The following is an 18,989-nucleotide window of genomic DNA, read 5'->3' as shown; positions in this document are numbered from 1 at the left end:
CCCGGAAGACTTTTTTGCCGCGTTTTTGATGCGGCAGGGATCACATGAAGCAGATTGCGCTTGATATCGGCTTGCCTCACGAGGCCACGCTCCACGGTTTCCTGGCTGGCTCCAACCAGGCTGCCTTGCAGTATTTGCGCACCTGGAGTGGCAGCGCTACGCGTTCGCCCGTGCCCGTCTACCTCTGGGGGCCCTCTGGCGCAGGCAAGACTCATCTGCTGCGGGCAATACGCCACGAGTTGCTTGCGCAAGGCGCTGCTGTGGGCTGGCTGGATCCTGATGCCGATCCGAACATCGCTTTCAGCGAGCAATGGGACGCCGTTCTCATGGACGACGTTCACCTCTACACCGCTGAGCATCAGCATACGGCGTTCAACTGGTTCGTCAACGCCGTCAGTCCGGTATCCGGCAAGCCACGCGGTGTTCTGGCCGCCGGCACCTTGCCGCCCTCCGATCTGGCACTTCGAGAGGACTTGCGCACCCGATTGGGGTGGGGGCATGTGTTCGAGCTTCACCTACTTCAAGAGCAGGAGTGCCGGGCGGTTTTGCGCCAGGCGGCTGATGCCCGCGGGGTGTTTCTCTCTGACGAGGTGATGACCTTCGTTCTGGCACGATTCTCGCGTGACCTGGGTAGTCTCATGCAATTGCTGGACCACCTGGACCGCTATGCATTGCAGACCAAACGTGCGATCACCATCCCGCTTGTCAAATCCATGCTGGAAAATGATTAGCCATTCGGCCGCGTTTTGCGTCGACCGGCCTTTTTATGGTTGCTTTAGTTCTCCACCTGCGTGCACAAAGGCCAATGCAATTGAAATTCCAACCGGGTGGGGCCGCGACTACAGTGTCGTGACATCCACGGCACCCGGCTGCTTACAAGCGCTGCCTTTCAGTTCTCTCGATTCATGAAACTTGCCCTTTTCGATCTCGATCACACTCTGCTGCCTCTGGATTCCGACCATGCGTGGGGAGAATTCACTACCCGCATCGGTTGGACAGACCCGGTGACTTTCAAGCAGCGCAATGACGAGTTTTTCGCTCATTACCAGGCAGGCACGCTCAATGTGCATGAATATGTACGTTTTGCCATAGACGCTGTACGCCTCAAGGGGCCTGGCGCGGCGGCCCAGGCGCACGCGCAATTCATGAATGAAGTGATCACGCCAGCCATCACGCCGAGAGCGCGCGCTCTTGTCCGCGAGCGCCAGCAAGATAGCGATGCCGTGGTCATCGTCACCGCTACCAACGAGTTCATCACGCGGCCCATTGCCCAGGCGTTTGGCGTAGAGGAGCTGATCGCGGTCAATCTGGCGCGCGGCAGCGATGGATGGATTACCGGTGAAATCGAAGGCGTGCCCTCATTTCGCGAGGGCAAGGTGGAGCGCGTAGAGCAATGGCTCGCCCAGCGCGGCATGACTTGGCAAGACGCTGAGATCAGCTTCTACTCCGATTCCACCAATGACCTTCCTCTGCTTGAGAAGTCGCAGCATCCCGTGGCCACCAATCCCGCACCGGGATTGGAGAAAATCGCCCGGGAGCGCGGTTGGCGCATACTCAACCTATTCTCTGAATAGCAATGATAAAAAATTTCCTAGACAAGCTCATTGGCAAGGCCACGGGCAAAACAGGCTCGACGAGCCGCAAGCGCCTGGGCAAGAGGGTTGAGGTGGGGCCGCAGGTGCACGCCATCAATCCTGCGCTGGTCGACGAAAGGGCGGCCAATGTGGTGCGCGTCCTCAAGGAGGCGGGATTCGAGGCCTATATCGTTGGCGGCGCAGTGCGCGACCTGTTGCTAGGCCTCAAGCCCAAGGACTTTGATGTGGCCACCAATGCCACGCCCGAACAGGTGAAAGGCTTGTTCAGGCGCGCCTTCATCATAGGCCGGCGTTTTCGTATCGTCCATGTGGTGTATGGGCGTGGGCGCGACCACGAGGTCATTGAAGTCTCGACCTTCAGGGCTAACGTCGACAATGCGGCTGCTGAAGCCGTGAGCGGCAACGAACGCACGGCCAAAGGGCAGTTGGCAGGCATGACCCATGCCGTCGGCGCAAGTGGCCGTGTACTCCGGGACAATGTCTGGGGCCCGCAGGACGAAGACGCAGCCAGGCGTGACTTCACTGTCAACGCCATGTATTACGACCCCGAGACGCGCGTAGTGGTTGACTACCACAATGGTATTGAAGACGCGCAGAAAAAGCTTCTTCGTATGATTGGCGACGCCGCCACAAGGTATCGGGAAGATCCGGTACGCATCATTCGCGCGGTTCGCTTTGGCGCCAAACTCTCCGCCCTGGGATTCAAACTTGAGCCCAAGACCGCCAAGCCGTTGCTTGAGGCCAGGGCGCTGTTGGCGGAGGTGCCGCAAAGCCGCCTGTTCGATGAGATGATCAAGCTCATGCAGACTGGCCATTCACTGGCCAGTGTGGATCAGCTGCGCAAGCTCGGCCTGGCCAAGGGTATCTACCCTTTGCTGGATGTCATCGTGGAGCGAGCCGACCATCCTTTCGTCAAAGCTGCGCTGCAAGATACGGATCGCAGGGTGTCCGAGGGCAAACCTGTGGCGCCATCTTTCCTGCTGGCGTGCGTGCTCTGGCACGACGTACTGAACGGCTGGAATGCTCGTCTCGGACGGCAAGAGCTCCCGTTTCCATCCTTGCAAGCCGCGATCGATGAGGTTTTTGATGACCGCGTGGGAGACGTATCCGGGCGAGGCAAATTGGGCGCGGATATGCGCGAAATCTGGATGATGCAACCGCGCTTTGAGAAGCGCAACGGGCATTCGGCTTTCAGCTTGACTGAACAGCCCAGGTTCCGTGCCGGATTCGATTTTCTGCGCCTGCGGGCCGATATCGGAGAAATTGACGAGGAATTGGCCGATTGGTGGCAAGAATTCAGTTTGGCCAGCGATGGTGCCCGCGAGAGCATGGTGGAGGAATTGCGTGCAGAGCAGCAACGCGCCAAACGCCAGCAGCCACGCGTCCATAGAGTCCCCAAGGCGCCGGTTCAGTCACAGGGACATGCTCATTCATCCAAGGATGGAGATTCGGTCCCGGCATCGAGCAATGCTGATGAACTCGACGGAAGCGAAGGTGAGGCCAATCCTGCCAAGAAACGCCGCCGCCGCCGCCGCAAGCCGTCAGGTGGAGGCGCTAATGAGTCAGGATCGGGTGGGACCAGTGCCAGCCAAGCTGGCGGCGATCCCAACTGAGTTTCCCGCTTCATTGTCAGTTATCACACCTATTCATCGTGATGCCGGAGTGCGACCCAGATGCTCACTCGCGCGTGCGACCCGGGGCTGGGGCCGCCGAGCCTGACCCTGAGGGTGAGCGCCAGGGACTGCAGGTCCCTCTGGCAGGCGTGGCGCCGCATTTGAAATCGCCTGTCGTCGCGTACGTGGGACTGGGGGCCAATCTGGGCGACGCGCAGGGATCGATTCTGGCTGCGATGAGCAGCCTGGGCCGCTTGCGGCAGACAACGGTGACTTCGCTCTCCAGCCTCTACCGCACTGCCCCGATGGATTCTTCAGGCCCTGATTACATCAATGCCGTGGCCGAAGTCTCCACAGGCTTGACTGCACCGGATTTGCTGCGCGAATTGCAGCGGCTGGAATGGGCCGCTGGCCGTGAGCGACCCTATCGCAATGCGCCTCGCACGCTCGATCTTGATTTACTCCTCTATGGAGATGCTCGTATCGAAAGCTCGCTGCTCACATTGCCCCACCCTAGACTTCATGAACGAGCCTTCGTCCTCGTCCCGCTGTCTGAAATTGCGCCCACGCGTGTGGGAGTGCAAGCGCTTGAGGCGGTAGCGGGGCAGGGCATTGAGCGCATGTGAACACGCCCGGGTGCGCTAGCGCCATCCATTCTTCTCAGGCCTGCTTATGCAATTTCTCCAATCGCTCCCCATTCCCCTGCAAACCATCTTGCTGCTCGTCGCCAGCAACGTGTTCATGACATTCGCCTGGTACGGGCACCTTAAAAACCTCTCGACAACGCCTTGGTGGATCGCTGCCTTGGTCAGTTGGGGCATCGCCTTGTTCGAATACATGCTCCAAGTGCCTGCCAACCGGATCGGCTTCACGCTGTTCAATGTAGGCCAACTCAAGATCATGCAGGAAGTCATCACACTGGCGGTGTTTGTGCCGTTCGCAGTGTTCTACCTTGATCAACCTCTCAAGCTTGATTTTCTCTGGGCGGGGCTGTGCATGGTGGGTGCGGTCTATTTCATTTTTCGCAGCGCCTAAGCGTCTGTTCCAAGTCTCGTCGCGGGGCACGGAGGGGGCAATTTCCGAATGTCCCAGATCCGATCTCCCTGTGCCTTAAAATTGGGGTGTCACTGAAAGTTCAATCTAGTGACATCAAATTTTCACGCAACGCCGGAGTCTTCGTTATGCTGTTCAGCAAGCTATTGCCCAAGGAGGGCAATTTTTTTGAGCTCTTCAACCAGCATGCGGATCGCATCGTCGAAGCGGCGAAGGCGTTTTCGCTGCTGGTTACCCACTATGGCGATGATCGCCTGCGCGAGCAATATCTGCAGGAGGTCGACAATGCAGAGCACGCTGCGGACCGCGTGACGCACGAAGTCAACCGCCTGATCCACACCACCTTCATTACTCCTATTGACCGGGAGCAGATCCACACCCTGATCAACTTGATGGACGATGTCGCAGACCTGCTCCAGGACTCTGCTCAAACCATGTCCCTGTACGACGTGCGGCACATGACGGAGTCCATCAAGCGTCTCACCGATCTCTCCGTCAAATGCTGTGAGCGGCTGCGCCACGCCGTCAGCTTGCTTCCCAAGATTGCAGAACCCGCTACTGCTGAAGCGGCCCTGAAGACTTGTGAAGAAATTGATCAACTCGAATCCGATGCTGACCGCGTCATGCGCAGTGCCATGAGCGCGCTGTTTCGAAACGAACCGGATGTCCGCGAGGTCATCAAGCTGAAAGCGATCTACGAGCTGCTGGAAACCGTGACCGACAAGTGTGAGGACGTGGCCAATCAGATTGAAGGCATCGTTCTGGAGAATTCCTGACATGCTGAGTTGCAGCCTCAGCCTCGAATTCACCCTTATCAGAAAGATCTGAGAATCATGGAAACCGCACAAGCTGCGCTTTGGGTCGTCATCCTGCTGGTAGGGTTGGCCATCGTGTTCGACTTCATGAATGGCTTCCATGACGCCGCCAATTCCATCGCCACTGTGGTGTCCACCGGTGTATTGCGTCCTGCACAGGCGGTGGTGTTCGCTGCGTTTTTCAACGTCATTGCGATTTTCGTATTCCATCTTTCTGTGGCCGCGACGGTCGGCAAAGGAATCGTCATTCCCAGCGTGATCGACGTGCATGTGGTGTTTGGCGCCTTGGTGGGCGCCATAGTGTGGAACCTGATCACCTGGTACTACGGCATTCCCAGCAGTTCTTCGCACGCGCTTATCGGCGGGATCGTAGGCGCCGCGCTGGCCAAAGCGGGCCCCAGCGTCCTTGTGGCATCGGGCATCTTGAAGACCGTGGCGTTTATCTTCATTTCACCTTTGCTCGGGTTCCTGCTGGGTTCTCTCATGATGGTGGTGGTGGCGTGGGCGTTTCGTCGCGCCCGCCCGAACAAGGTAGACCGCTGGTTCCGGCGAATGCAGCTGGTTTCAGCCGGCGCTTACAGCCTGGGCCACGGCGGCAATGATGCGCAAAAAACCATCGGCATCATTTGGATGCTGTTGATCGCCACAGGCTACACGGCAGCAAGCGACGCCGCTCCGCCTACCTGGACCATCATCGTCTGCTATCTGGCTATCGGTCTGGGGACCATGTTTGGCGGATGGCGCATCGTCAAGACCATGGGGCAGAAGATCACCAAGTTAAAGCCAGTGGGCGGCTTCTGTGCGGAAACTGGGGGAGCCTTGACCTTGTTTTTCGCAACCGCGCTGGGCATTCCGGTATCGACCACCCACACCATCACCGGTGCCATTGTGGGCGTCGGCTCCACTCAACGGGCCAGCGCCGTGCGTTGGGGTGTCGCTGGAAACATCATATGGGCATGGGTGCTGACCATTCCTGCAAGCGCCCTGGTGGCGGCCTTGGCCTACTGGTTCAGCAACCTGATCTTCTGATCTTCGCCAGGCTCGTGTTCAGGCGCCTGAGAGCGCCTGGCTGCGTGACGTGGCTCTGAGGTACGCAAGGGTGCTCTAGGGTGCTGTGTGCCAGGAGACTCAAGCTGGGCGGTCACTGTGAAAGCTTGCGCGCTTCCTCAATCTGGTATTCAAAATAGCGTTGGAAGCTGAAGGCAATCGACGCCATCAGCACGGCTGTACCAATCATGAGAGACAGCGATATGCCGATGATGGTGAGCCAGTTTGTGCGACCTGGCGCGGCGTCGGGAGCAAGCTCTGGGTTGAAGCGGGCATTCCACTTCTCCGGTGACATGAGCCCGTAGATGATGGCGGTCAGAGCGCAGCCCGCAAAAGTGAACCCCAGCACGGGAAGCAACAACCAGGTCCATTGGTCGTCCTGGCCGAAACGGGTCAGGCGCATGATTCCGTAGAAGCCGATGGCTGTAGGGATGGGTAAAAGCCAACCTAACCAATCACCGAAGCCGCGCAGATAGAAGCGATGCAAGCCGAGCGGGCCGCCAAGGAAAGTCAACCAGGTCGCAAAAGTCTTGTTCTTTTTCATTCAATTGAATTTGGCTCGGGGTGAAAGAGCCAAGGGGAGGGGATTTATGTTGCGAAATGGCACCGCAATTCACGTGGGGGCCTGCGATACATCACTGCCAGAGCCAGGAGTCCCTAGCCACAGTTTTGGGGAAGCTCTATAATAATCGGCTTTCTCAGTGTGTCGCTGGCCGGGTGGCTATGTCGCGTGTCTCAGCACTGAAAAAATAACTGGGTTTGATCGCCATTTCATTTCGGGGTGGCAAAAAGCTCGGGTTTACCACCCACAGGACATTCAATCATGGTCGTTATTCGTCTCGCGCGCGGCGGTGCTAAGGCACGCCCTTTCTTCAACATCGTTGTGGCTGACAAGCGCGTTCGTCGCGATGGTCGCTTCATTGAGCGCATTGGTTTCTACAACCCCACCGCTACAGGCGCTGCCGAAGGCCTGCGCATTGCTCAGGACCGTCTGGCCTACTGGAAGAGCGTTGGCGCACAAGCTTCGCCAACCGTTGAGCGCCTGATCAACCAGGCTGCCAAAGCTGCTCCTGCCGCAGCTTGAGAGCGCAGCTCTCATGATGCTTCCCGGGCTTGAGCCGGCAGAATTGCCAGCGGACGCGGTCGAAGTAGGCCGCATCCTTGATGCCTGGGGGATCAAGGGCTGGTTCAAAATTCAGCCCTACAGCGCCTCGCCTGAGGCGCTTTTTTCTTCCAAACGGTGGTTTCTTCAGCCATCAGAGCGAGCCGGTAAGGGCTCGTTTGCCGGAACCGTGCGCCTGTCGATCAAGGAAGCCAAGGATCACGCGGATTCCGTGGTGGCCAATGCGCATGAAATTCCAGACCGCACCGCTGCCGAGCAACTCAAGGGTGCCCGGATATTCGTCTCGCGCTCTTCGTTCCCGACACCTGAAGAAGGTGAATACTATTGGGTGGATCTCATCGGTTTGACTGTGGTCAACCGTGAAGGCGTGACGCTTGGGGAAGTGAAGGATTTGCTGTCCACGGGTCCGCAAACAACCTTGGTGCTCAGCTTCGAAGAAGCGGGCAAGGTCCAGGAGCGAATGATTCCGTTCGTGGATGCCTATGTGGATTCGGTCGACCTGCCTGGCCGGCGAATCAACGTGGATTGGCAGCCCGACTATTGAGCAGTTGGGTAGCCGAATGCGGAGTCCCCATGTGGGATCAAACGCATATCTGAGCAAAGGTGCGGGTGCATCTGAAGGCCAATGCTTTCGCGAATAGAAGACCTGTCCGCTTATTGGTCTCAGCTGGCTGCGGTGTCAGGGCTCTACCTGGTCACCTGAACAAAAATTTCGTTGGGCTTGACCATGCCGAGCTCGGAGCGAGCCTTCTCCTCCACCATTCCTAGACCTGCTTTCAGATCGTCCACCTCGGAGGCGAGTTGCTCGTTTTCGAGTTTCGCCCGCGAGTTGGCCGCTTTCTGAAGGTCCAGTTTTTTCTGCAGCCCCGCCACATTGGGAATGCTGCCGCGACCGACCCACATCTGTGCGTGCAGGGTCACCAGGATGGCGACCAGCACAAATGGAACGACGCGGTTACTCATGCCCTTCAGTACGTGGCTGTAGTTGGTTTGGATGCTACGATTTTAGTAGGATCAACGGAGGTTGTAAAAGGCTGAGCGACCGGGATACTGTGCCATATCTCCCAAATCTTCCTCAATTCGCAGCAATTGGTTGTATTTAGCCATACGGTCGCTGCGGCTCAGCGAGCCGGTTTTGATCTGTCCCGCGTTGGTACCCACAGCGATGTCGGCAATGGTCGAGTCTTCCGTTTCGCCTGAACGGTGGCTGATCACGGCTGTATAGCCGGCGCGCTTGGCCATTTCGATGGCGGCAAAAGTCTCAGTCAATGTGCCAATTTGGTTGATCTTGATGAGGATCGAATTGCCAATGCCTTTTTCGATGCCTTCTTTCAGGATCTTGGTGTTGGTAACGAACAAGTCATCACCCACCAACTGCACCTTATCTCCCAGGCGCTCGGTCAGCAGTTTCCAGCCATCCCAGTCGCTTTCGCCCATGCCATCTTCAATGCTGATGATGGGGTACTTGTCTACCCAGGTGGCCAGCATATCTACCCATTGCTGAGCAGACAGGCGCACGCCGCCTTCGCCTTCCAGCACGTATTGACCGTCCTTGTAGAACTCACTGGCAGCGCAATCCAGGGCCAGCACGATGTCTTGGCCCGCGGTGTAGCCGGCGTCCGAGATGGCTTGCAAAATGAGCTCGATTGCTGCTTCGTGGCTTTCAACGCTGGGTGCAAAGCCGCCCTCGTCGCCCACAGCTGTCGACATTCCGCGGCCGTCGATGATTTTCTTCAAGGCCTGGAACACCTCTGCGCCCTGGCGCAGGGCTTCGCGGAAAGAGGATGCGCCCACTGGAACAATCATCAATTCCTGCAGATCGAGGGAGTTGTTGGCATGGGCGCCACCGTTGATGACATTCATCATCGGCACGGGCAGCTGGCAACCATTCATGCCGCCGAAATAGCGGTAGAGCGGCAAGCCAGATTCTTCAGCCGCAGCACGTGCCACCGCCATGCTGACTGCCAGCATGGCATTGGCGCCCAGCCGGGACTTGTTTTCCGTGCCATCGAGGTCGATCAGGGTCTTGTCCAGGAACGCTTGTTCGGATGCATCGAGGCCCAGAACGGCTTCGCTGATTTCGGTGTTGATGTGCTCTACAGCTTTCAACACGCCTTTGCCGCCATAGCGCGACTTGTCGCCGTCACGCAACTCTATCGCTTCGCGCGAGCCGGTGGATGCGCCGCTGGGTACGGCAGCACGGCCCATGACGCCACTTTCAAGCAGGACGTCGCACTCGACAGTGGGGTTGCCACGGCTATCCAGGATTTCTCGGCCTACGATGTCTACGATTGCACTCATGATGATGGTGTGGTTTGGAAGTTAAAAAATCGGGAATACGGGTTTCAAGCCAAAGCTTGAGCGCTCTGGTAACTCAGATGCGCGGCGTTCCAGGGCAGCACGGCATAAGACAGCGTGAATTTTGCAAGGTCTACGTGGATGGCCGCGTCACCAGGCTGCGCGCGTGTCAAGCCCGTCATGGTGCAGCGATCTTGCGGTACGCAGATCAGGTCTATGGATGCGGCATGGAAAATGTTTTCCGCAGCACCTTTGAAATTATCGCCGCTGAACATGGGGGCAATGTAGTAAAACGCTGCATAGCCCAAAGACTCGACAAACTCGACCAGTTGATCGCGATTGCCCGTAGGTTGTCCGTTGGTGAAATCTATCTCGAGATAGACCACAGGGCGCAATCGGGCCAGCAGGCTCCGCGCCCCTTCGAGCATCTCAAGCTCAAAGCCTTCAATGTCCGCTTTGATGAAATCCACACGAGGCAGGCCCAAGCCGTCTAGATGGATCATCTCGACCGGCTCAGACAGGTCGGAGGCCTGCGGCTGCACATCTCGCAAGGAAAACCCGCCAAAGTTATGTGCGGTGTGGGGGTCTTGCTTGGGAAAGCGCGCCGCTTGGGTTCCGCGCCCTACCGCCTTGTGTAGCGCATGAACGTTGAAACACTCATTGAGTGCCAGGTTGGCGCACAGCAGTTGGTGAGTGAGGCGGGCCGCCTCGAAAGCGTAGATAGTGCCTTTTTCCCCTACCGCGCGAGACATGGGAACGGTGTGCGAGCCGATGTTGGCGCCGGCTTCAATCACCACATCGTCCGGACGCAAGATTTTCTGGAACAGCGAGACTTCAGCTTCGGACCACTCTCCATAGGTGCGCAGGCTGCGGCCGACATAGGTGTCGTTCTCATTGACTAGAAACCTGCCATGCCGAGCTTCGGTGAGTTGGTACGCCATATTTTTCGAGCCCGGTGGATGGCCGGATCAGACGCCCTCGACGGCGACCATGTTCATGATTGCCGCGCCAGCGCGTGCCTGTCGGGCACGAAGGTACTCCGGAGAATCAAAGAACGCCTTGGCTTTCTGAAAGTCGTCGAACTTCAGCACCACCATGCGGCCCGGTGTCCAACTGCCTTCAAGTGGCTGCACGGCACCGCCGCGCACACAAATCTCCGCGCCGTGCGTTTGAATGGCCTCGGTCGACCACCGCTTGTACTCTTCGTACTGAGCGGGATTGGTGACTTCGACCTGGGCGATGATGTAGCCGCTACTCATGGCGGGTGCTCCGGCTGTTAATGGTCAAGCGTTGAAGTTGTTTTCGAGAAAGCCGTTTTTCTTGGTAATCTGGTCAAGGGCAACCAAGGTTTCCAGAAGCGCCTTCATATGCTTGAGCGGCACGGCATTGGGGCCATCCGACAAGGCTTTGGCGGGGTCAGGGTGAGTTTCCATGAACAAGCCGGCCACGCCAACCGCTACGGCGGCTCGTGCCAGCACAGGCACCATTTCTCGCTGTCCCCCACTTGATGTGCCCTGGCCACCGGGCAATTGCACGGAATGCGTGGCGTCGAAGACCACCGGCGCCGCAGTTTCCCGCATGATCGCCAGGCTGCGCATGTCACTGACCAGATTGTTATAGCCAAAGCTGGCACCGCGCTCGCAGGCCATGAAGCTGTCTGCGGGCAAGCCTTTTTCAATGGCGGCGGCGCGCGCCTTGTCGATGACATTCTTCATGTCGTGAGGCGCCAGAAACTGCCCCTTCTTGATGTTCACCGGTTTGCCGCTTTGCGCCACAGCCCGGATGAAATCGGTCTGGCGGCAAAGGAAGGCAGGGGTCTGCAACACATCAACCATTTGCGCCACATGAGGTATTTCAGCCTCGGTGTGGACATCGGTCAGAACGGGAACACCTAGCTGCTTTTTGACATTGGCCAGAATTTCCAGCCCTTTTTCCATGCCAGGGCCGCGAAAACTGACCCCACTGCTGCGGTTGGCCTTGTCGTAGCTGCTTTTGAAGATGAAGGGTATGCCCAGGCTGGCAGTGATTTCCTTCAGCTGGCCGGCGACGTCCATCTGCAACTGCTCGGACTCGACCACGCAGGGGCCTGCGATCAGGAAGAAAGGCTGGTCCAGCCCAATCTCGAATCCGCACAGTTTCATTTGATGGCTTTCAGCGCCTTGGCGCCAGCTTGGCCCTGATGAGCCGCCTGATGCTCCAACGCGGCCTCAATGAAGGCGTTGAACAAGGGATGGCCGTCCCATGGTGTGCTCTTGAATTCGGGGTGGAACTGTACGCCCACGTACCAGGGGTGCACGCTTTGCGGCAATTCCACGATCTCGGTGAGATGCTCACGCTGGGTCAGCGCGGAGATGACCAGGCCCGCCTGACGCAGCGAATCCAGGTAGTTGACGTTGGCTTCGTAACGGTGGCGGTGCCTTTCGTTGACAACGTCACCATAGATCTTGTGGGCCAGCGTGCTGGGTGCAACGTCGGAGCTTTGCGCGCCCAGGCGCATGGTGCCACCCAGGTTGGAGGCGGCATCGCGCTTCTGGATGCTGCCGTCCTTGTCTTTCCACTCGGTGATGAGGGCGATGACGGGGTGAGGTGTCGCGGGATCGAATTCGGTGCTGTTGGCGTTTTCCAGATTGGCGACGTGACGCGCGTATTCGATGGTGGCCACCTGCATGCCCAGGCAGATGCCCAGGTAAGGAACGCCACGTTCACGCGCAAAGCGGGCGGCAGCAATCTTGCCTTCCACTCCGCGAGGGCCAAATCCGCCTGGTACAAGAATGGCGTCGTATTTGCCCAGCTTGGCCACGGTCGCCGGGGTAATAGTCTCGGAATCAATGTGCTCGATCACCACCTTGGCATGGTTTTGCATGCCGGCATGGCGCAGCGCCTCGTTCACGGACTTGTAGCTGTCCGAGAGGTCCACGTATTTGCCCACCATGGCAATGGTGACATCGCCTTGTGGGTGTTCCACTTCGTGCACCAGATCGTCCCAGCGTTTCAAGCTGGCAGGAGGCGTGTTCAGGCGCAGCTTGTCGCAAATGAGGCCATCCAGGCCTTGCTCGTGCAGCATGCGGGGCACCTTGTAGATGGTGTCCACATCCCACATACTGATAACGCCCCAGGCCGGCACGTTGGTGAACAGGCTGATCTTGTCACGCTCTTCTTCTGGAATAGGGCGGTCAGCCCGGCAGAGGAGGGCGTCGGCCTGGATGCCGATCTCGCGCAGCTTCTGAACCGTATGCTGCGTGGGCTTGGTTTTCAGCTCGCCCGCGGCTGCGATCCAGGGAAGATAGGTCAGGTGCACGAAGGCGCTGTGATTGGGCCCGAGTTTCAGGCTCAGTTGGCGCACCGCCTCCAGGAACGGCAAGGATTCAATGTCACCGACGGTGCCGCCGATTTCCACGATGGCTACATCGACCTCACTGGAGGTTCCGATACCAGCACCGCGCTTGATGAAATCCTGGATTTCATTGGTGACATGCGGAATCACTTGCACCGTTTTGCCCAGGTAATCGCCGCGGCGCTCTTTTTCGAGCACGCTTTGGTAGATTTTGCCGGTGGTGAAGTTGTTGGCCCGCTTCATGCGGGTCGTGATGAAGCGCTCGTAGTGGCCCAGATCCAGGTCGGTTTCAGCGCCGTCGTCGGTGACGAACACCTCGCCGTGCTGGAACGGACTCATGGTGCCCGGGTCAACGTTGATGTACGGATCAAGCTTGATGAGAGTAACTTTAAGGCCGCGCGATTCTAAGATCGCGGCCAAGGAGGCCGAGGCGATTCCCTTGCCCAGGGAAGACACCACACCGCCGGTGACGAAGACGAATTTGGTCATGTCATGACGAAGGCGTCAGCCTCCGCTCGGTGGGAAATTCCGATTATAGGCGCCCGCATTGATCCCTTAGAGCGGTTTACGATCTATTCACCGGCGGGCCTCCGGGATTCCGAACAGATCGGAAACGCGTTCTTAGCCCGTGCTACATTGCCCGGCATGAACGATTGGGTGCAAGAATCAGGCGAATTGTCAGGTCGCCATATTGTGCTGGGCCTCTCCGGTGGCGCCGCATGCTTCAAGGCTGCGGTGCTTTGCCGTTCGCTAGTCAAGGCTGGCGCGACCGTGCAGGTCGTGATGACAGAGGCAGCGGAGCGCTTCATGACCTCGGTGACCATGCAGGCACTGTCTGGCCGCCCGGTCTATACATCTCAATGGGATACCCGGCCAGATAACGGCATGGCCCATATCAATCTCAGTCGAGAGGCTGATGCCATTCTGATCGCGCCGGCCAGCGCAGATTTCATCGCCCAGCTGGCGCAGGGCAGGGCAGATGAGCTCCTGGCGCTGCTTTGCCTGGCACGGCCGTCCGAGCGAGTGCCTCTGCTGTTGGCGCCTTCCATGAACCGTGAGATGTGGGCGCATCGAGCCACGCAGCGCAACCTGAGCCAGATCGTAGAGGATGGGGCGCACGTTCTTGGCGTCGCCCATGGCGATCAGGCATGCGGGGAATTCGGAGATGGGCGGATGCTCGAGGCCGATGAGCTTCTGGAGGAATTGATTGCCTTCCTGGCTCCCAAACCTCTTGCCGGGCAGCGCGTGCTCGTGACAGCGGGGCCGACTTTCGAGGCGATTGACCCGGTACGGGGCATTACCAATCTCTCGAGCGGCAAGATGGGTTTTTCCATTGCGCGGGCCGCGCGGGAAGCCGGCGCGAACGTGGTCTTGGTGGCCGGTCCGGTGCACTTGCCCACGCCGCGAGGTGTCCTGAGGGTCGATGTGACCTCAGCGGAGGACATGCGTCGCGCCAGCGTGGAACATGCCGAATCCGCAGATATTTTTGTTGCCACCGCAGCCGTGGCGGACTGGCGGCCCGCCGAACAGGCCGTCCACAAGATCAAGAAAGACGGCAGCGGGGAGGTGCCGCATCTTTCGTTCGTAGAAAACCCGGACATCCTGTCTGAAATTGCGCATTCTCCGCGTGCACGCTCGGGTGAGCTTTTCTGCGTGGGCTTTGCCGCCGAGAGTCAGGATCTTCTGGCCAATGCGCAGGCCAAGCGTGCGCGCAAAGGCGTGCCGCTCCTTGTTGGCAATATTGGTCCCGCAACCTTTGGCCGAGATGACAATGCGCTCTTGCTGGTAGACGATGAGAGCGCTCGCGAGCTACCGCACGCCAGCAAGCGGGTATTGGCGCAACAACTGGTGGCTGAGATTGCGCGACGCGTTTCCGGCTGGTCCGCCTGATGGGCGAGCATGAGTGTGAATAGCTCATTTCCTCTGCCTGTCCAGATTGGCGCTCGTAACGAGGGGCATGCATGAGTTCGCAGCTGATTGACCACACGCCGCCAAACGGTGACTTCGCGCGCTATATCGACAAGCTCATGCGAGAAGCGGAAATCGCGCAGCAGAGTACTGTTGCGGTCCCTGCAAAGACGGCTGGTTCCGCTTCTCCACGAACTGCTGTCCCTGCGCAGCCCAGGCCCCCAGGGGCGACGTCTGCCGTGGCGACCCGCAGTGAAGGCCCGCCAGAGCTGGTCGATCTGGTGAACAAGGTTTTTAAAAGATCGAGCCTTCCCAAAGAGGGCAAAAGTGCCGGAGCCTGGTGGCCGTGGGTGGCCATGGCATTGGTGGTCTTTGGGGTGATTTTTCCGGTGGCCATCGGGACGGTGGCAGTGATCGCATTTGTTGTTTGGCGAGCGCTGAAAAAGCTTTCCGGTACCCGAGGTGCCAGAGTAGGGAGAAAATTTTGAAGATTGATGTGAAGATTCTGGACGAGCGCCTGCGCACGCAGATGCCCGCTTACGCAACCCCCGGCAGTGCCGGCCTCGATTTGCGTGCTTGTCTGCAGACACCCCTTGATTTAGCGCCGGGCGCCTGGCAATTGGTCCCGACGGGCATGGCTATTCACCTGGCCGACACCGGCTACGCCGCTCTGATCCTTCCGCGCTCCGGGCTTGGTCATAAACACGGGATTGTCCTGGGTAATCTGGTGGGACTGATCGATAGCGACTACCAGGGCCAGTTGATGGTCAGTGCCTGGAACCGCAGCGAGACTCCTTTCACCATCGAGCCCATGGAAAGAATTGCCCAGTTGGTTATCGTTCCTGTGGTGCAGGCCAGATTCCACATCGTCAGCGACTTTCCTGCAAGTGAGCGAGGCGAAAGTGGCTATGGCTCCACGGGCAAGCAGTAGTCGGGTGATGGCGCCAGGGGCGGAGGCAAGCTGCCGCGTACGAATGGTCCTACGCACATTCCTTCCCTTCGCTGGTGGAATAGTGGCCTGAACCTGGGCTTAATGGGGGTATGCGTGTTGACCGAAGCGCACGGACTTGCCCTGTCAATGCAGGCATGTCTGCTTTTGCGGTCACTCATAGCATTCAATAAGGAGTAGTTCAAATGATCAAATTTCAACGATTAGGCGGCGTTTGCTTGGCCGTAGCGGTGGCCGCATCCCTCGCAGCCTGTGCTGGTCAGCCTTATGGCAATTCTGGCTACCCTTCTGCCTCTCAACCGCCTTATAGCCAACCCGGTTATTCATCGTTTGCCACTGTGACCAACGTCGAGATGGTCCGTGCGGGCGGAAGTAGTGGTGTTGCAGGCGCAGCCATCGGTGGTGTGGCGGGCGGCGTGCTGGGCAACCAGGTCGGCGGTGGGTCAGGTCGCACTGCCGCTACCGTGGTAGGTGCGATTGGCGGAGCGCTGATCGGTAACGCGGTTGAGCGCAATTCCGCAGCTGGCCGCGGTGCGGACGTTTATCGAGTGACCGTTCGCCTGGATAACGGTGGCACCCAGAGTTTTGACTACCAGCAGGCGCCCAACGTCCGCATAGGCGAGCGCGTGCGCGTTGACGGTAATCAGCTCTATCGTTAGTCCTGAAATGAATGCCTAGGAGGCTGTCGGACTGGGAGCGCCGATAGCGAGAAAAGGCCCCAGCGAGGACAGTTTTCTGCGGGTGACCGCCCCAGGAATTTGCAGGCCCATAGCCAAGCTATGGGTCAAGAAGACCTTGGAAAATGGATCGCTAAATGGACCGCTGCGGCCATTGCGCAGCCAGCGATTTCCAAATCCGACAGCCTCCTAGTGCAGCAGCGTCCCACCTGGGGCGGCTGGCTGCACCTTGAAAAAACCGGTACCGGCGGTGCCGGCCGCAATTTCTTCTTCGCTCGCCTCTCGGACCGCTTCCACCTTCAGATGCAAGCGCAGTCCAATCCCTGCAAGAGGATGATTTCCATCCAGGACGATATGTTCGGGATAAATCGTAGAGACGGTGTAGAGAGTCTCTGGTGACAGTTTGGAATTCAGTCCTTCAGGCAGAGCGTGACCCTCGAAAACCATACCTTCTTCCAGGGGCTCCGGGAATAGCGCGCGTGGTTCCAGGAAGAGCTTTTGCTCGTCAAAATCTCCAAAAGCGTCTTGTGGCTCCAGATTGAGAATCAGCTTGGCACCGGGCTCGTGGCCTTGTAGTGCTTCCTCAATCTTGGGCAAGAGATCAGCACCTCCCAACAAAAAGTCTACGGGCTCGTCGAGCACGTCCAGATCTTCGCCCAGGCTGTCTTTCAATGTCCAGGTGAGCGAAACAACGCATTGCTGTGTAATTTCCATCGCACAATTGTCGCATTGCAACGTACGGGCTGCCGCGAGGCGCCCTTTCTTCTTTTTATGATGGACATCACCCAACCCCTGCAGCTCCTCGGCGGACTCACTCCTGTGCAGTTCATGAAACGCCACTGGCAAAAGAAGCCGCTTCTTATTCGCCAAGCCGTTTCTGCCTTCACCCCGCTGTTGGCAAGAAGCGAGCTGTTTGAGCTTGCCGGGCAGGAGGGCGTGGAGTCACGTCTGCTGAGCCAGGGTGAGCGCGGCTGGAAAATGCGTCAGGGCCCGCTGGCTCGCCGTGCACTTCCGCCTGCAAGTCAGCCCAATTGGACATTATTGGTTCAGGGAGTGGATCTTCACCACTCGGGTGTTCACGACTTCATGCAGCAGTTTCGGTTCGTTCCGGACGCTCGCCTCGATGATCTGATGATCAGCTATGCCAGTGATCAGGGAGGCGTGGGACCCCATTTCGACAGCTACGACGTCTTTCTTTTTCAGGCGGCAGGCAAGAGGCGCTGGCGCATAGGCCGACAAAACGATCTGAGCCTGGTAGAAGGTCTGCCTCTGAAGATACTGTCCAACTTCGAGCCGGAAGAGGAGTACGTGCTCGAGCCTGGGGATATGCTTTATTTGCCGCCGCGCTGGGCGCACGATGGCGTTGCGGTAGGCGCCGACTGCATGACCTATTCCATAGGTTTCAGGCAACCTTCGCGGGGCGAGTTGGCACGGGAGCTGCTCACACGAACTGCGGATGAAGCGGCCGATTTTCTGGGTGATACGCCCTACAAGGATCCATCGCAACCTGCGGTGTCTCGTCCCGCGCAGGTGCCTGCAGCGATGCTGGATTTTGCCCGCGATGCAGTAGAGAGGGCGTTGAGAGATCCTTCGCAATTGGCCATGGCTTTAGGCGAGGCGTTGACCGAACCTAAGACGAACGTATGGTTTGAGCCATCACCTGCACCTGCAAGTGGACAGAGCAGTGGTGCTATCGTCCTGGATCGCCGCACCCGTATGATGTATGACGATCAACATGTTTTCATCAACGGCGAGAGCTACCGTGCTGGTGGACGAGATGCGCGCATGATGCGAGACTTGGCGGACAATCGGGCCCTGTCAAAGGCTGATGTGACTCGGCTGAGCATGGATGCCATCGAGCTGGTCAACCAATGGAAAGAGTCAGGATGGCTGCACCTCAACTGAGGCGTTTCATCTGATATGCTTCGTCCGAATGCATGCTTTTGGCTTCAGGGTGAGCGCTTCCAGAAAAAGTGGTCACCCGTCAACCAAAACAAACCATCGATTAGTTCTCAATTTGACACGATTGAACGTCGTTTCAGCGCATCAGGGTTTATCACAATTGCTAAGGTGCGGGCTATAATCGAAATCTGAGCGGAAAGAGAATAAGTACTTTCTCTCGGTCAGGACGAAGTTTTATATCGAGTCGCCCTGGCGCATTCCGGAAATATTACTCTCAAAAGGACCATTGAAATGAATAAATCGCTTGTTTTGGCCGCTCTGATGGCTGCTGCTGCCCTGACTGCTTGTGGCAAAAAAGAAGAGCCAGTTGTGGTTCCAGCACCTGTTGAAGCTCCTGCTGCAGCCCCTGCTGCTGAAGCCGCAGCGTCCGCAGCCGCTGACGCAGCTTCTTCTGCTGGCGCAGCCGCTACTTCCGCAGCTGACGCTGCCAGCGCTGCTGTGACTGGCGCTGCAGCTACTGCCGGTGCTGCGGTTGATGCCGCCGCTGCTGCTGCCAGCACTGCTGCCGCTGACGCTGCATCCGCTGCTGCTGCCGCTGCTAGCAAGTAAGCAAGCGAATGTCTCCGGAGCTATGAGCTCCGGAAGAGAGCCACCGTTCAGGTGGCTTTTTTTTGT

At 58.2% G+C, this 18,989-nt stretch carries 23 protein-coding genes; 15 read left to right on the top strand and 8 right to left on the bottom strand.

Annotated elements, in window-relative coordinates; all coding sequences use genetic code 11:
• Window positions 1-44 precede the first annotated feature (44 nt).
• From hda to ABIE13_RS21770, 7 genes are all read left to right on the top strand, one after another.
• Window positions 45-731 (top strand): DnaA regulatory inactivator Hda, encoded by a 687-nt coding sequence (gene hda / locus ABIE13_RS21800; protein ID WP_354447364.1) that lies wholly within the window; start codon window positions 45-47, stop codon window positions 729-731.
• 174 nt (window positions 732-905) lie between these two features.
• Window positions 906-1,574, top strand: a complete 669-nt coding sequence (locus ABIE13_RS21795; protein ID WP_354447362.1) for an HAD family hydrolase — start codon at window positions 906-908, stop codon at window positions 1,572-1,574.
• A 2-nt stretch (window positions 1,575-1,576) separates the two neighbouring features.
• Window positions 1,577-3,208 (top strand): polynucleotide adenylyltransferase PcnB, encoded by a 1,632-nt coding sequence (pcnB, locus tag ABIE13_RS21790; protein ID WP_354447360.1) that lies wholly within the window; start codon window positions 1,577-1,579, stop codon window positions 3,206-3,208.
• Window positions 3,209-3,249: 41 nt separating this feature from the next.
• Window positions 3,250-3,834 (top strand): 2-amino-4-hydroxy-6-hydroxymethyldihydropteridine diphosphokinase, encoded by a 585-nt coding sequence (folK, locus tag ABIE13_RS21785; protein WP_436278457.1) that lies wholly within the window; start codon window positions 3,250-3,252, stop codon window positions 3,832-3,834.
• Between the two features lie 46 nt (window positions 3,835-3,880).
• Window positions 3,881-4,243, top strand: coding sequence for a DMT family protein (locus ABIE13_RS21780; protein WP_354447356.1), 363 nt, complete (start codon window positions 3,881-3,883; stop codon window positions 4,241-4,243).
• A gap of 146 nt (window positions 4,244-4,389) precedes the next feature.
• Window positions 4,390-5,037 (top strand): DUF47 domain-containing protein, encoded by a 648-nt coding sequence (locus ABIE13_RS21775; protein WP_354447354.1) that lies wholly within the window; start codon window positions 4,390-4,392, stop codon window positions 5,035-5,037.
• Window positions 5,038-5,094: 57 nt separating this feature from the next.
• Complete coding sequence (locus tag ABIE13_RS21770; RefSeq protein WP_354447352.1) at window positions 5,095-6,105, top strand: inorganic phosphate transporter; 1,011 nt, start codon at window positions 5,095-5,097, stop codon at window positions 6,103-6,105.
• 112 nt (window positions 6,106-6,217) lie between these two features.
• Here ABIE13_RS21770 and ABIE13_RS21765 read toward each other — a convergent pair whose 3' ends face one another.
• Window positions 6,218-6,667 carry a hypothetical protein gene (locus tag ABIE13_RS21765; protein ID WP_354447350.1) on the bottom strand — a complete coding sequence of 150 codons (450 nt, stop codon included), beginning with the start codon at window positions 6,665-6,667 and terminating at the stop codon, window positions 6,218-6,220.
• Window positions 6,668-6,946: 279 nt separating this feature from the next.
• Between ABIE13_RS21765 and rpsP the strand changes: the two genes are divergently transcribed.
• Together rpsP and rimM are read left to right on the top strand one after the other, a co-directional pair.
• On the top strand, window positions 6,947-7,207 hold the full coding sequence (rpsP, locus tag ABIE13_RS21760) for a 30S ribosomal protein S16 (RefSeq protein ID WP_354447348.1): 261 nt from the start codon (window positions 6,947-6,949) through the stop codon (window positions 7,205-7,207).
• A 16-nt stretch (window positions 7,208-7,223) separates the two neighbouring features.
• A complete protein-coding gene (rimM, locus tag ABIE13_RS21755) occupies window positions 7,224-7,790 on the top strand; it encodes a ribosome maturation factor RimM (protein WP_354447599.1) in 567 nt (188 codons plus the stop codon).
• A gap of 143 nt (window positions 7,791-7,933) precedes the next feature.
• Here the strand turns inward: rimM and ABIE13_RS21750 are convergent, their stop codons facing one another.
• From ABIE13_RS21750 to ABIE13_RS21725, 6 genes are read right to left on the bottom strand one after another with little or no spacing between them, the layout of a single operon-like run.
• Window positions 7,934-8,209, bottom strand: a complete 276-nt coding sequence (locus tag ABIE13_RS21750) for a septum formation initiator family protein (RefSeq protein ID WP_354447346.1) — start codon at window positions 8,207-8,209, stop codon at window positions 7,934-7,936.
• Between the two features lie 51 nt (window positions 8,210-8,260).
• Complete coding sequence (gene eno / locus ABIE13_RS21745) at window positions 8,261-9,547, bottom strand: phosphopyruvate hydratase (protein WP_354447344.1); 1,287 nt, start codon at window positions 9,545-9,547, stop codon at window positions 8,261-8,263.
• Window positions 9,548-9,591: 44 nt separating this feature from the next.
• Window positions 9,592-10,485: an FkbM family methyltransferase gene (locus tag ABIE13_RS21740; RefSeq protein WP_354447342.1), complete on the bottom strand. Its 894-nt coding sequence runs from the start codon at window positions 10,483-10,485 to the stop codon at window positions 9,592-9,594.
• Window positions 10,486-10,512: 27 nt separating this feature from the next.
• Window positions 10,513-10,803 (bottom strand): DUF1330 domain-containing protein, encoded by a 291-nt coding sequence (locus tag ABIE13_RS21735; protein WP_354447340.1) that lies wholly within the window; start codon window positions 10,801-10,803, stop codon window positions 10,513-10,515.
• 24 nt (window positions 10,804-10,827) lie between these two features.
• Window positions 10,828-11,685, bottom strand: coding sequence for a 3-deoxy-8-phosphooctulonate synthase (gene kdsA / locus ABIE13_RS21730; protein WP_354447338.1), 858 nt, complete (start codon window positions 11,683-11,685; stop codon window positions 10,828-10,830).
• Entirely contained in the window at window positions 11,682-13,367 is a 1,686-nt protein-coding gene (locus ABIE13_RS21725) for a CTP synthase (protein WP_354447336.1), read from the bottom strand. Before ABIE13_RS21725 ends, kdsA begins: the two co-directional genes overlap by 4 nt.
• A gap of 156 nt (window positions 13,368-13,523) precedes the next feature.
• On the opposite strand from ABIE13_RS21725, the gene coaBC reads away from it, so the two are divergent.
• The 4 genes from coaBC to ABIE13_RS21705 all read left to right on the top strand — a co-directional run bounded on the left by coaBC (window position 13,524) and on the right by ABIE13_RS21705 (window position 16,394).
• Window positions 13,524-14,768, top strand: a complete 1,245-nt coding sequence (coaBC, locus tag ABIE13_RS21720; RefSeq protein WP_354447334.1) for a bifunctional phosphopantothenoylcysteine decarboxylase/phosphopantothenate--cysteine ligase CoaBC — start codon at window positions 13,524-13,526, stop codon at window positions 14,766-14,768.
• 71 nt (window positions 14,769-14,839) lie between these two features.
• Window positions 14,840-15,274, top strand: a complete 435-nt coding sequence (locus ABIE13_RS21715) for a hypothetical protein (RefSeq protein ID WP_354447332.1) — start codon at window positions 14,840-14,842, stop codon at window positions 15,272-15,274.
• Window positions 15,271-15,717, top strand: a complete 447-nt coding sequence (gene dut / locus ABIE13_RS21710; RefSeq protein WP_354447330.1) for a dUTP diphosphatase — start codon at window positions 15,271-15,273, stop codon at window positions 15,715-15,717. Before ABIE13_RS21715 ends, dut begins: the two co-directional genes overlap by 4 nt.
• Before the next feature lie 203 nt (window positions 15,718-15,920).
• Complete coding sequence (locus ABIE13_RS21705) at window positions 15,921-16,394, top strand: glycine zipper 2TM domain-containing protein (RefSeq protein WP_354447328.1); 474 nt, start codon at window positions 15,921-15,923, stop codon at window positions 16,392-16,394.
• A gap of 207 nt (window positions 16,395-16,601) precedes the next feature.
• On the opposite strand, the gene ABIE13_RS21700 is transcribed toward ABIE13_RS21705, so the two are convergent.
• The gene (locus ABIE13_RS21700) at window positions 16,602-17,126 is read right to left on the bottom strand and encodes an FKBP-type peptidyl-prolyl cis-trans isomerase (protein WP_354447326.1); all 525 of its coding nucleotides are present in this window, start codon (window positions 17,124-17,126) and stop codon (window positions 16,602-16,604) included.
• 60 nt (window positions 17,127-17,186) lie between these two features.
• On the opposite strand from ABIE13_RS21700, the gene ABIE13_RS21695 reads away from it, so the two are divergent.
• Both ABIE13_RS21695 and ABIE13_RS21690 read left to right on the top strand, forming a co-directional pair.
• Window positions 17,187-18,317 (top strand): JmjC domain-containing protein, encoded by a 1,131-nt coding sequence (locus ABIE13_RS21695; RefSeq protein ID WP_354447597.1) that lies wholly within the window; start codon window positions 17,187-17,189, stop codon window positions 18,315-18,317.
• Window positions 18,318-18,605: 288 nt separating this feature from the next.
• On the top strand, window positions 18,606-18,923 hold the full coding sequence (locus ABIE13_RS21690; RefSeq protein ID WP_354447324.1) for a hypothetical protein: 318 nt from the start codon (window positions 18,606-18,608) through the stop codon (window positions 18,921-18,923).
• Window positions 18,924-18,989: the final 66 nt, after the last annotated feature.

The sequence above is a fragment of the Ottowia thiooxydans genome (genome assembly GCF_040548795.1).
GTDB lineage: Bacteria > Pseudomonadota > Gammaproteobacteria > Burkholderiales > Burkholderiaceae_C > Ottowia > Ottowia thiooxydans_A.
The sequence above is the reverse complement of the archived record's forward strand: the minus strand, read 5'-3'. Positions and strand labels throughout refer to the sequence as shown.